Annotated in this window: 10 protein-coding genes; 6 read left to right on the forward strand and 4 right to left on the reverse strand. The window is 63.6% G+C overall.

The genetic code is table 11. The features are described 5' to 3' along the window. The first annotated feature begins 49 nt into the window (after positions 1-49). The 6 genes from J7655_RS01395 to J7655_RS01420 all read left to right on the forward strand — a co-directional run bounded on the left by J7655_RS01395 (position 50) and on the right by J7655_RS01420 (position 7,965). A complete protein-coding gene (locus J7655_RS01395; RefSeq protein ID WP_230926240.1) occupies positions 50-2,335 on the forward strand; it encodes an ABC transporter permease subunit in 2,286 nt (761 codons plus the stop codon). Positions 2,336-2,558: 223 nt separating this feature from the next. Continuing rightward, the gene (pstA, locus tag J7655_RS01400) at positions 2,559-4,175 is read left to right on the forward strand and encodes a phosphate ABC transporter permease PstA (protein WP_230927648.1); all 1,617 of its coding nucleotides are present in this window, start codon (positions 2,559-2,561) and stop codon (positions 4,173-4,175) included. A gap of 66 nt (positions 4,176-4,241) precedes the next feature. Further along, complete coding sequence (pstB, locus tag J7655_RS01405) at positions 4,242-5,075, forward strand: phosphate ABC transporter ATP-binding protein PstB (protein WP_230926241.1); 834 nt, start codon at positions 4,242-4,244, stop codon at positions 5,073-5,075. Positions 5,076-5,165: 90 nt separating this feature from the next. After that, positions 5,166-5,894, forward strand: a complete 729-nt coding sequence (gene phoU, locus J7655_RS01410; protein WP_230926242.1) for a phosphate signaling complex protein PhoU — start codon at positions 5,166-5,168, stop codon at positions 5,892-5,894. A 135-nt stretch (positions 5,895-6,029) separates the two neighbouring features. Next, positions 6,030-6,926: a response regulator gene (locus tag J7655_RS01415; RefSeq protein WP_230926243.1), complete on the forward strand. Its 897-nt coding sequence runs from the start codon at positions 6,030-6,032 to the stop codon at positions 6,924-6,926. A gap of 142 nt (positions 6,927-7,068) precedes the next feature. After that, positions 7,069-7,965, forward strand: a complete 897-nt coding sequence (locus J7655_RS01420) for a peptidoglycan DD-metalloendopeptidase family protein (RefSeq protein ID WP_230926244.1) — start codon at positions 7,069-7,071, stop codon at positions 7,963-7,965. Positions 7,966-8,026: 61 nt separating this feature from the next. On the opposite strand, the gene J7655_RS01425 is transcribed toward J7655_RS01420, so the two are convergent. The 4 genes from J7655_RS01425 to J7655_RS01440 form a co-directional block, all read right to left on the reverse strand. Beyond that, positions 8,027-8,194, reverse strand: a complete 168-nt coding sequence (locus J7655_RS01425; protein WP_003242223.1) for a rubredoxin — start codon at positions 8,192-8,194, stop codon at positions 8,027-8,029. Positions 8,195-8,307: 113 nt separating this feature from the next. Further along, entirely contained in the window at positions 8,308-10,008 is a 1,701-nt protein-coding gene (locus J7655_RS01430; protein WP_230926245.1) for an L-lactate permease, read from the reverse strand. Positions 10,009-10,311: 303 nt separating this feature from the next. Next, the gene (locus J7655_RS01435; RefSeq protein WP_230926246.1) at positions 10,312-12,489 is read right to left on the reverse strand and encodes a malate synthase G; all 2,178 of its coding nucleotides are present in this window, start codon (positions 12,487-12,489) and stop codon (positions 10,312-10,314) included. Between the two features lie 208 nt (positions 12,490-12,697). Beyond that, positions 12,698-13,096 carry a heme-binding protein gene (locus tag J7655_RS01440; protein ID WP_004423059.1) on the reverse strand — a complete coding sequence of 133 codons (399 nt, stop codon included), beginning with the start codon at positions 13,094-13,096 and terminating at the stop codon, positions 12,698-12,700. Between the last annotated feature and the right edge of the window lie 66 nt (positions 13,097-13,162).

Below are 13,162 nucleotides of genomic sequence, written 5' to 3' on the forward strand. Positions count from 1 at the left end.
CCTGGGCAGCCGCATGCGCTGCAATCAAGCCCGCGCAGAGACTTCTCGCATGAACGACTTGGCAAAAGAATCCGTGAACCGATCACAGAATCCCCTGGGGATCGACTTCAATACGCCCGCCCTGCAACGCAAGCGCCGTATGCGTGCCCTGAAGGATCGTCTGGCACGCTGGTACGTCTCCATCGGTGGGCTGGCGGTGCTCGGTGCCATCACCCTGATCTTCTTCTACCTGGCCCATGTGGTGCTGCCGATGTTCCAGGGCGCCGAGCTGACGGCGCGTCAGGCGCAACAGCCGGCCTGGCTGGCCGAGGCGCAGGCGCCGCTGCTGCTGGCGATGGAAGAGCAGAACCAGGTCGCCATGCGTCTGGATGCTTCCGGTGCCGTGCAGTTCTTCGCACTCAAGAATGGCGAGGCCCTGCAGCGTCTGCAGTTGCCGCTGCCGCAAGGTGTGACCGTCGCCTCCGTCGGTCAGGACCAGCCGGGTACGCGCCGCGTGGTATTGGGGCTGTCCAACGGCCAGGCGCTGATCCTGCAGCACAACTACAAGATCACCTATCCGGACAACGTGCGTACCATCGCGCCGCAGATCGACTTCCCCTATGGCGAGGCGCCGATCGAACTGGACCCGCAGGGGCGTCCGCTGGAGCATGTGGCGCTCAATCTCAACAGCGGTACGCTGATGCTGGCCGGCTCCACCAACAACGAGCTGCATCTGATCAGCCTCAGCCGTGAGGAAAACCTGTTCACTGGCGAGGTGAGCGTCAGCGAGCAGCGCATCAACCTGCCGCAGATCGGCGAGCCGGTCAGCCAACTGCTTATCGACCCCCGCCAGATGTGGCTGTACGTGTTCAATGGCGACTCCAGTGCCGACGTCTTCGACCTGCGCAAGCGCAGCCTCAATGGTCGTTACGAGCTGCTCAAGGATGCGTCCAACCGTGTGACCAGCGCTACCAGCCTGCTCGGCGGCATCTCGATCATGATCGGTGACGCCAAGGGTGGTATCCAGCAGTGGTTCATGGTGCGCGATCAGGACGGCAAGTCCACCTTCCAGTCGATCCGCAGCTTCCAGCTGGGCGACAGCGCGATCACCCAGATCCTCCCCGAGGAGCGTCGCAAGGGCTTCATGGCCCTGGATGCTGACGGTCGCCTGGGCATTTTCCACAGCACGGCGCACCGCACTCTGCTCAAGGAGCAGGTCGCAGATGGCAGCGCCGTTGCCGCACTGTCACCACGCGCCAGCCGGGTGCTGGTCGAGTCGGACGGCAAGCTGCAGCGCTTCGTGGTGGATAACCCACACCCGGAAATTTCCTGGAGTGCGCTGTGGGGCAAGGTCTGGTACGAAAGCTACCCGGAGCCTGACTACGTTTGGCAGTCGACCTCGGCCAACACCGATTTCGAGCCCAAGCTGAGCCTTTCGCCGCTGGCCTTCGGCACGCTCAAGGCGGCGTTCTACGCCATGCTTCTGGCTGCCCCGCTGGCCATTGCTGCCGCCATCTACACCGCGTACTTCATGGCGCCGCGCATGCGCACCAAGGTCAAGCCGGTGATCGAGCTGATGGAAGCATTGCCGACGGTGATTCTCGGTTTCTTCGCCGGCCTGTTCCTCGCGCCGTTTCTGGAAAACCACCTGCCCGGCATCTTCAGCCTGCTGCTGCTGACGCCGGTGGGCATCCTGCTGTTCGGTTATGTCTGGACCAGGCTGCCTGACGCCATCCGGCATCGCGTACCCGAAGGTTGGGAAGCGGCGCTGCTGATTCCGGTGGTGATTGCCGTGGGCTGGTTCTCCATCGGTATCAGTGGTCATCTGGAAAACTGGCTGTTTGACGGCAATATGCGCCTGTGGCTAACCAATGAGCTGGGGATTCCCTTCGATCAGCGCAACGCCCTGGTGGTCGGGCTGGCCATGGGCTTCGCGGTGATCCCGAACATCTACTCGATCGCCGAAGACGCCGTGTTCGGCGTGCCCAAGAGCCTGACCTTCGGCTCCCTGGCCCTCGGTGCCACGCCCTGGCAGACCCTGACCCGCGTGGTGATTCTTACCGCCAGCCCGGGCATCTTCTCGGCGCTGATGATCGGCATGGGCCGCGCCGTCGGCGAGACCATGATCGTGCTGATGGCCACCGGCAACACGCCGATCATGGACATCAACATCTTCGAAGGCATGCGCACCCTGGCGGCCAACGTCGCAGTGGAAATGCCCGAGTCGGAAGTCGGCGGCACTCATTACCGCGTGCTGTTCCTCGCCGCGTTGGTGCTGCTGCTGTTCACTTTCGTGATGAACACCCTGGCCGAACTGATCCGTCAGCGTCTGCGTACCCGATATTCGAGTCTGTAAAACATGCCTGCGCAGCAGGCCAACTGATGACCCTCTCCCATTCATGGGAGAGGGTGCCCGCAGGGCGGGAGAGGGTGTTGTGGCCGCGTGCCTAAGCCCTCTCCCCCGGCCCCTCTCCCGCAAGCGGGAAAGGGGAGGTAAAGAATGATTTCATTCAAGGTGTGATGCCGTGAAACAGAACAACCTGAAATCCTGGTACAAGAGCGGCGCTCCGGGCGTGTGGATGAGCGGTGGCGCGGTTGCCATCGCCATCATCATGACCCTCGGCCTGTTGGCGGTGATCGCCTCCCGAGGCCTGGGCCACTTCTGGCCGGCCGACATCCTCGAAGCCGACTACCAGATACCTGGTCAGGAATCGCGGGTGATGCTGGGCGAGGTGGTGCAGGTCGAGGAAGTGCCGCGTGCGCGTCTGGCGGCTGCTGGCCTGCCGGTTGCCGCAGAGGGCGGCGAGTTCATGACCCGCGAGCTGATGAAGGTGGGCAACCGTGAACTGTTCGGCGCGGACTTCACCTGGGTGGTTGGCGAGTGGCTGAGCAACCCGCGCAAGCCGGCTGGCATCACCGTGCTGGAGCGCCGTGAGTGGGGCAACTTCTACGGCAACCTGGTCAACGTCAAGGAAAGTGGCCAGGTGGTAGCCGAGGGTGATGCGGCCTGGGCTGCGCTGCAGGAGCGTCTGGAGCGTGTCGATGATCTGCATGCGCAACTGGTGCGCCTGGAGAAGAAAGACATCGGCCGCATCAACCACAGCCTCGAGCGCATTCGTCTGGAAGGCCGCAAGCTGCAGCTGCAGGGCAAGCTGGATGACGCCGCGCAAGCCGACATGGACGCTCGCCGCGATGCACTGAATGCCGAGTACAAGGTACTCGAAGAGCGCATGGTGGCCCTGAGTCAGCAGATCAACCGTGACAGTGTGACCCTGACCGCCAGCGATGGCCGGCAGACCGAAATCGAGCTGGGCAAGATCGTCCGCGCCTTCCGCCCGAATGCCATGAGCACTGTCGACAAGCTCGGCTTCTACGCCATGAAGCTGTGGGAGTTCGTCAGCGACGAGCCGCGTGAGGCCAACACCGAAGGCGGGATCTTCCCGGCCATCTTCGGCACCGTGCTGATGGTCATGCTGATGGCGGTGATCGTTACCCCGTTCGGCGTGATTGCGGCGGTCTACCTGCGTGAATACGCGCACCAGGGCGCTCTGACCCGGATCATCCGCATTGCGGTGAACAACCTCGCCGGCGTACCGTCGATCGTCTACGGCGTGTTCGGCCTGGGCTTCTTCGTCTACGTGCTGGGTGGCTCTATCGATCAGCTGTTCTTCCCCGAGTCCGCACCGGCACCGACCTTCGGTACGCCGGGCCTGATGTGGGCCTCGCTGACCCTGGCGATCCTGACCCTGCCGGTGGTCATCGTTGCCACCGAGGAAGGCCTGGCGCGGATACCCCGTGCCGTGCGTGAAGGCTCGCTGGCGCTTGGCGCGACCAAGGCCGAGACGCTGTGGAAGGTGGTCATCCCGATGGCCAGTCCGGCGATGATGACCGGCCTGATCCTCGCCGTGGCGCGCGCCGCCGGCGAGGTGGCACCGCTGATGCTGGTGGGCGTGGTCAAGCTGGCGCCGACCCTGCCGCTCAACGGCAACTACCCGTACCTGCACCTGGATCAGAAGATCATGCACCTGGGCTTTCACATCTACGACGTCGGCTTCCAGAGCCCCAACGTCGAGGCCGCGCGCCCGCTGGTGTACGCCACGGCGCTGCTGCTGGTAATCGTCATCGCCCTGCTCAACCTGACCGCGGTCTATATCCGTAACCACCTGCGCGAGAAGTACAAGGCGCTGGATCACTAACGCAGCTACGAGTCGCGCGCCACCGGCGCGCAGCTTGCAGCTTGTAGCTACGAACGGAGTGAGTTTATGCAACACGAAACCCATACCCACGGTATCGATCTGGCCGCCCTTGGCCGTGACAAGCAGAGCCTGAGCCTGGCCAACGAGACCACGGCCATCGCCGTACCGGGTCTGAACCTGTACTACGGTCAGAAACAGGCGCTGTTCGACGTCAAGATGGATATCCCCAAGCAGCGCGTGACCGCCTTCATCGGCCCGTCCGGCTGCGGCAAGTCGACCCTGCTGCGTACCTTCAACCGCATGAATGACCTGGTCGACGGTTGTCGCGTGGAAGGCGAGATCAACATCGACGGGCGCAACATCTACCGCAAGGGCGAGGACGTGGCCGAGCTGCGTCGCCGCGTCGGCATGGTGTTCCAGAAGCCCAACCCGTTCCCCAAGAGCATCTACGAGAACGTGGTGTACGGCCTGCGTATCCAGGGCATCAACAGCAAGCGCGTGCTCGATGAGGCGGTGGAGTGGGCGCTGAAGAGCGCGGCACTGTGGGATGAGGTCAAGGACCGCCTGCACGAATCGGCGCTGGGTCTGTCCGGCGGTCAGCAGCAGCGTCTGGTGATCGCCCGTACCGTGGCCGTGCAGCCGGAAGTGCTGCTGCTCGACGAGCCTTGCTCGGCCCTTGACCCGATCTCCACGCTGAAGGTCGAAGAGCTGATCTACGAGCTCAAGAGCAAGTACACCATCGTCATCGTCACCCACAACATGCAGCAGGCGGCGCGCGTTTCCGACTACACCGCGTTCATGTACATGGGCAAGCTGATCGAGTTCGGCGACACCGACACGCTGTTCACCAACCCGGCTAAGAAGCAGACGGAAGACTACATCACCGGTCGCTATGGTTGATTTGACCCCGTAGGGTGCGCTGTGCGCACCGGTTGCAGCTGCCCTGTGGTGCGCACGGCGCACCCTATCCGGACTTTCGCGGAGCGAAACATGATGAACAAAGACAACCTTACCCAGCACATCTCCCAGCAGTTCAACGCCGAGCTGGAGGAAGTGCGTAGCCACCTGCTGGCCATGGGCGGCCTGGTGGAAAAGCAGGTCAACGACGCCGTTACCGCGCTGATCGAGGCCGACTCCGGCCTGGCCCAGCAGGTGCGTGAGATCGATGACCAGATCAACCAGATGGAGCGCAACATCGACGAGGAGTGCGTGCGCATTCTCGCCCGTCGCCAGCCGGCGGCCTCCGACCTGCGTCTGATCATCAGCATCTCCAAGTCGGTGATCGACCTCGAGCGCATCGGTGACGAGTCGACCAAGATTGCCAAGCGCGCGATTATGCTCTCGGAAGAGGGTGAGTCGCCCAAGGGTTACGTCGAAGTGCGTCATATCGGTGATCAGGTACGCAAGATGGTGCAGGAAGCGCTGGACGCCTTCGCCCGTTTCGATGCCGACCTGGCCCTGTCGGTGGCGCAATACGACAAGACCGTCGACCGCGAATACAAGACCGCACTGCGCGAGCTGGTCACCTACATGATGGAAGATCCACGTTCGATCTCCCGCGTGCTCAACGTGATCTGGGTGCTGCGCTCGCTGGAGCGCATCGGCGATCATGCGCGCAACATCGCCGAACTGGTGATCTACCTGGTGCGTGGCACCGATGTCCGCCATATCGGCCTTGCCCGCATGCGTGAAGAAGTCGAGGGCAAGTCGGCAGACTGAAGGCCGATTGCATATCGACGGCCCGGGTTTCCCGGGCCGTTTCGTTTGCGCGATTTGTTATCCGTCCGACGTTTTCCGTTGGCCTTAGGCCATTGGCCATGACTATGCTTGTACGTATTCGTACAGGAGTAACCGATGAGCAAAGTCAGTGTGCTGGTGGTGGATGACGCGACCTTCATTCGTGATCTGGTCAAGAAAGGGCTGCGTGATCACTTCCCCGGCGTACAGATCGAGGAAGCGGTCAACGGCCGCAAGGCGCAGCAGATGTTGAGCCGCCAGGCGGTCGACCTGATTCTTTGCGACTGGGAAATGCCGGAGCTGTCCGGCCTCGAGTTACTGAGCTGGTGCCGTGAACAGGACACGCTGAAAACCACGCCCTTCATCATGGTCACCAGCCGTGGTGACAAGGAAAACGTGGTGCAGGCCATTCAGGCGGGGGTTTCCGACTTCATCGGCAAGCCCTTCTCCAACGAGCAACTGGTGACCAAGGTCAAGAAGGCACTGCAACGCGCCGGCAAGCTGCAGGCGCTGATGTCCAGTGCGCCGCCGAAGATGCTCAGCAGCGGTAGTTTTGCCAACGACTCGCTGGCCGCCCTTACCGGCGGCAAGGCTGAAGTGGTCAAACCTGTGGCAGCGCCTGTCGCTGCTGCGACGTTCGCCAAACCCGCCGCTGCACCTGCTAAAGCCCCGCCCAGCGGCCGTGGCCAGGGCCAGTTACGTCTGCCAGACGGCACCATGGCCTGCGTGATCAAGGCGCTTAGCCTCAAGGAAGCGTTGCTGGTGGTCAAGCGCACCGAACAGCTGCCGCAGGTGCTGGAGAGCGCCGTGCTCGATCTGGAGCAGGGTGAGGCGGCGGAAACCGCACGTCTCAATGGTTACCTGCATGCCGTGGCAGCGTTCGAACCCAAGCCCGACAGTGAATGGCTGCAACTGACCTTCCGCTTCGTCGACCGTGACCCGCAGAAGCTCGATTACCTGTCGCGTCTGATTGCGCGCGGCACCGCGCAGAAACATTTCAGCCCCGGCGCCTGAACGATGCCGCGCGCCGCTCAAGGCTGGCCGACCAGCGGCGGTGCGCCGGTTCACAGCCTGATGGTCAACGCCTCGCGCCGTCTGGGTAGCGCTGCTAGTCTTGGTGGCCTGGATATCCAAAAGCCATAAGATCCGAATCGTTATGCTAGGGCGTCTGATCATTCTCTGCAGTTTGCTGGCCCTGTGCGGTCAGGCCACTGCACTGACCATCTACAAATATGTCGACCAGAACGGTGTCGTCACCTACAGCGACCAGGCTGCGCCTGGCGCACAGGTCTTCGTGTTCAACGACCGCATGGTCGAGCGCCTGGACAACCAGGTGAAGCTGGAAACCAGGAAGCACGAAGCTGGCGAGACCCTGCTGATTCGCAACGACCTTTATGCCCCGGTGGAAATCGAGCTGAAGCTCGAACAGGTGGAAAATGCCATCGGCGCGCCGGACAAGCCGATTCGCTGGGTGTTGCCGCCGCGCAGCAATATCCGCCTGGCTACCCTGACCGCGCAGGATGCCGCCAAGCCGCTGCGCTACAAACCCAGGTTGCGCTACGCCCTCGGTGATCCGCGCCTGCAGCCGAGCATTCACCGCTATCCACTGCCCTGGCGGGGTGGGCCGTTCCGCCAGACCCAGGGCGCCAATGGCACCTACAGCCACTTCACGGCCAAGGGCCGTTATGCGGTAGACATCGCCATGCCCGAGGGCACGCCCATCGTCGCTGCGCGCGGCGGCGTGGTGGTCAAGACCGAGAACCAGCAGAGTGGCCGCGGCAACAACCCGGCCGGCAACTTCGTGCGCATCCTGCATGACGACGGCACCATGGGCGTCTACCTGCACCTGATGAAGGGATCGGTCAGCGTGCGCGAAGGTCAGCGCGTGGAAACCGGCAGCCTGCTGGCGCGCTCCGGCAACACCGGCAACAGCACCGGCCCGCATCTGCATTTCGTGGTGCAGCGCAACGTCGGTCTGGCCGTCGAGTCCATCCCCTTCAACTTCCGTCAGCCGGTCAACAGCCTGCCCAACTTCGCGGTCGGCGGCGAATAATCAGATTACGCACAGCAAAACGGCGACCCGAGGGTCGCCGTTTCGTGAAAACCAGGCGTGATCAGCCGATTTCGATCATCTCGAAATCCATCTTGCCGACGCCGCAGTCGGGGCACAGCCAGTCTTCCGGCACGTCTTCCCAGCGGGTGCCGGGGGCGATGCCGTCATCCGGCCAGCCCTGGCTCTCGTCGTAAATCAGTCCACAGACCACGCATTGCCACTTTTTCATATAACCCTCAGGCGTATCTCACGGTAGTGCGCGACGAACGCTACCGTAATTGCACCGATGCGCCAAGCGCGCGGGCGACGATCGTCGCCCGCCAGGGGCCAACCACAGTGGGGTCAGCCGGCACTCATCAGCGGATCGCTGACGCCCATCACGTACATGGCCAGCAGCGCGATGCCACCGGCCATGATCAGGTAGTACAGGGTTGGCAGGATGGTCTTGCGCAGGGTGATGCCTTCACGCCCGAGCAGGCCGACAGTGGCCGAGGCCGCCACCACGTTGTGAATGGCGATCATGTTGCCCGCCGCCGCACCGACCGACTGCACCGCCACCATCATCGCTCCGGATACACCGATCAGCTCGGCAGCGTTGAGCTGGAACTGCGACAGCATCAGGTTGGACACGGTGTTGGAGCCGGCGATAAAGGCACCCAGGGCACCGACGGCTGGGGCAAAGAACGGATACACGCTGCCAACGCTGTCGGCCACCAGTTGCGCCATGGCCACCGGCATGGACGCCAGATCACTGCCATTGACCCCCGAGTTGATCAGGATACGCACCATGGGAATGGTGAAGATCAGCACGAAACCGGCACCGAGCAGGGTCTTGCTCGATTCGCTCACGGCCGCCTTTAGTTCGGAGAAGCGCATGCGGTGCAGGAAGAAGGTCACCATCACCACCATGCACAGGATGCCGCCCGGCAGGTACAGCGGTTCGATGGTGCCGGATATGCCGGTCTCACCGAGGATGTCCTTCCAGCCGAAGCTCAAACCGAGCATTGCCGCTTTCACTTCGGGGAAGGAGCGCGACACCACCAGGAAGATTGCCAGCAGCAGATAAGGTGCCCAGGCCATGGGTACCGAGATCGGCGCCTTGCCGGCGACTTCGTCGAGCTTCATCTCGATCTTGCCCATCCACTCGGACGGCCAGTCCTTGGCGTCGGCGAAGTCCCAGGTGTCCTTCGGCAGCAGGAAACCGGCCTTGGAGGCCGGCACCACGATGGCCAGACCGACCAGGGCGCCGATCATCGAGGGGAATTCCGGGCCGAGGAACACACCGGCGGCCATGTACGGCAGGGAGAAGGCGAAAGCGGTAAAGATGGCGAACGGCGCGATGGCCAGGCCTTCCTTCCAGCTCTGATTCTTGCCGAAGAAGCGCGTCATGATCATCACCATGATCAGCGGCATCAGCAGGCCGATCAGGCCGTGGGTAATGGCTACCCGCGAATAGATCAGGTGGAAGAAGGTCTCCCAGCTACTGCCGTTGGCCACCAGTTGTGCGCTGATGCCGGTCTTGTCCAGGCCGGCGCCGACGCCGACCAGAATCGGCGTACCCACCGCACCGAACGAAACCGGGGTGGATTGCACCAGCATGCCCAGCACCACCGCAGCCAGTGCCGGGAAGCCCAGCGCCACCAGCAGCGGCGCGGCCACCGCAGCCGGAGTACCGAAACCGGAAGCGCCCTCGATGAAGCAGCCGAACAGCCAGGCGACGATCAGCGCCTGCACGCGACGGTCAGGGCTGATATTGGAGAAGCCCCGGCGAATCGCCGCGATGCCGCCGGAGTGCTTGAGCGTGTTGAGCAGCAGGATCGCGCCGAAGATGATCCACAGGATCGCGGCGGTAAGGATCAGCCCCTGCAGGCTGGAGGCGATGACCCGGTTGAGGGACATGTCCCAGGCCAACAGGCCGATCAGGGCCGTGAGGACGAACACCAGCGGCATCGCGTACTTGGCCGGCCAGCGAAAACCGATCAGCAGTACCCCCGCCAGTATCAGTGGCACGAAGGCCAGGATGGACAGCAGCGTTTGACTCATGGGTTGGTTCCTTCTTTTTCTTGTGAACCACAGTTTTCCGGGACGACCCGGCGCCACGCATCTGGAAAAGCCGGGCACCACGGCACCGACCTTTCCGCGAGCCGCGACGACAGGGGTTAGCCATCGCCGTGCTCATGCTCGAAAGCCCCGACGGTCATTAACCGTCAGGGCTTGGTACTGCTCCGTGGAGGCCTCAAGAGCCATCCACGGTTGTTAACCCGCTTGTGTAGGAGCCCCGCCCCGGGGCGAAGCTTTTCTCCCGCTTCGCGGCGGGGCGCCGCTCCTACAGGGTCGCTGAGATGCTCAGACCTCCTCTTTGAAACGCAAACGCCAGGCATGCAGCAGCGGTTCGGTGTAGCCGGACGGCTGCTCGCGGCCCTTGAACACCAGGTCACTGGCGGCGCGGAGGGCGTGGGATTGCTCGAAGTTCGCTGCCATCGGCCGGTAGGCCGGATCGCCGGCGTTCTGCCCGTCGACCACCTGCGCCATGCGCTGCAGCGTCTCGCGTACCTGGGCCTCGCTGACCACGCCGTGGTGCAGCCAGTTGGCGATATGCTGAGCGGAGATGCGCAGGGTGGCGCGGTCTTCCATCAGGCCGACGTTGTGGATATCCGGCACCTTGGAACAGCCGACGCCCTGCTCGACCCAGCGCACCACGTAGCCGAGGATGCCCTGACAGTTGTTATCCAGCTCCTGCTGGATATCGCTGGCGCTCCACGGCCGTTCGGCGCTGACCGGCACGCTGAGCAGGTCATTGAGCAGGCTGTCGCGCTGGCTGGCCAGGTCGATCAGCTCCAGCTCGCTCTGCACCGCCTGTACGTCGATCTGGTGATAGTGCAGGGCGTGCAGCACGGCGGCGGTCGGCGACGGTACCCAGGCGGTGTTGGCGCCGGCTTTCGGGTGGCCGATCTTCTGTTCGAGCATGGCCGCCATCAGATCCGGCATGGCCCACATGCCCTTGCCGATCTGCGCCTTGCCACGCAGCCCGCAGGCCAGGCCGACCAGCACGTTGTTACGCTCGTAGGCCTGGATCCAGGCGCTGGATTTCATGTCGCCCTTGCGCAGCATGGCGCCGGCTTCCATGGCGGTGTGCATCTCGTCGCCGGTGCGGTCGAGGAAGCCGGTGTTGATGAAGGCCACGCGCGCGCTGGCCGCCGCGATGCAGGCCTTGAGGTTGACGCTGGTGCGCCGCTCCTCGTCCATGATGCCCATCTTCAGGGTGTTGGCCGGCATGCCCAGTAGTTGTTCGACGCGACCGAACAGCTCATTGGCGAAGGCCACTTCCAGCGGGCCGTGCATCTTCGGTTTGACGATATAGACGCTGCCGGTACGTGAGTTGCCGCGACGCTGCAGGTCATGCAGGGCGATCAGGCTGGTGACCACCGCATCGAGGATGCCCTCGGGAATCTCATGGCCTTCACCGTCGAGGATCGCCGGGTTGCTCATCAGGTGGCCGACGTTGCGCACGAACAGCAGTGAACGGCCATGCAGGGTCAGTTCGCTGCCATCGGCGGCGGTGTAGACGCGATCCGGGTTGAGGCGGCGGGTGATGCGCTTGCCGCCCTTGTCCAGTTCCTCGGTCAGGTCACCCTTCATCAGGCCCAGCCAGTTGCGGTAGACCACCACCTTGTCGGCGGCGTCGACGGCGGCCACCGAGTCCTCGCAGTCCATGATGGTGGACAGCGCCGCTTCCATCAGTACGTCCTTCACCCCTGCCTTATCGGTGCGGCCGATGGGGCTGCTGGCGTCGATCTGGATCTCGAAATGCAGGCCGTTGTTCTTCAGCAGCACGGCGCTCGGCGTGGCAGCCTCGCCCTGGAAACCGACGAACTTCTCCGGCTGTGCCAGGGACGTTTGCGCGCCACTGCTCAGGGTCACCTGCAACTGGCCGGCGACCACGGCATAGGCACTGGCATCGGCGTGCGAGCCCTGGGCCAGTGGTGCGGCCTGGTCGAGGAAGGCGCGGGCGAAGGCGATCACCTTGGCGCCGCGCACTTCGTTATAGCCCGGGCCCTTGCTGGCGCCGCCGTCTTCGCTGATCGCGTCGGTGCCATACAGGGCGTCGTACAGCGAGCCCCAACGGGCGTTGGCGGCATTCAGTGCGTAGCGGGCGTTCATCACCGGTACCACCAACTGCGGGCCGGCCTGGGTGGCGATTTCGCTGTCGACATTGGCGGTGGTCGCCTTGACCTGCTCCGGCTGCGGCAGCAGATAGCCAATGGAGCCGAGGAAGGCGCGGTAGGCATTCATGTCGCGGATCGGGCCGGGGTTGGCGCGATGCCAGGCATCCAGTTCGCTCTGCAGACGGTCGCGCTCGGCCAGCAGGGCACGGTTGCGTGGTGCCAGGTCGTGCACCAGCGCGTCAAAACCACTCCAGAAGGCTGCCGCCTCGATCCCGCTGCCGGGCAGCACGTCGTTTTCGATGAACTGCTTGAGCTCGGCGGCTACCTGCAGGCGCTGACATTGCACGCGTTCGGTCATTTCCCTGTTCTCCTGTCTGCATCCGCCCAATGGTGGAGCGGGTCAATCAATGTGTTGTAGGAGCCCCGCCCCGGGGCGAAGCTCTTAATGTTTTGTTCGCCGCGAGGCGCGGCTCCTACAGGTATCGCACCGCACGGCCCTCATCCGTCACTTCGTGACACCTTTTCCCGGAGGGAGAAGGGCAGCATTGGGCGGCTGCGTCGCATGTTTAAAGGGCTGCTATCCCGGCTTTGGCTACCTGCGCATCCTGTTCGGCCTTGACCCCGGACACGCCAACGGCACCGACCACCTGGCCATCCACCAGCACCGGTACGCCACCTTCCAATGAAGTCACCAGCGGTGCGCTGAGAAAGGCGCTGCGACCGCCATTGACCATGTCCTCGTAGCCCTTGGTTTCGCGGCGGCCGATGGCGGCGCTGCGCGCCTTCTCGGTGGCGATGTAGGCGCCGATGGGCGCGCAGCCGTCGAGGCGTTCCAGGGCCAGCGGATGACCGCCGTCATCGACCACGGCGATGGCCACGGCCCAGCCCTGTTGCTGCGCTTCGCTGCGGGCTGCCTGGAGGATCTGGGCGACTTCGTTCTGGCTGAGTACGGCTTTGTGTTGCATGGCATACCTCGTATTCGTAGCTTTTCTCCCCTCTCCCGCTTGCGGGAGAGGGGCCGGGGGAGAGGG

This window comes from Pseudomonas wenzhouensis, assembly GCF_021029445.1.
Lineage (GTDB): Bacteria > Pseudomonadota > Gammaproteobacteria > Pseudomonadales > Pseudomonadaceae > Aquipseudomonas > Aquipseudomonas wenzhouensis.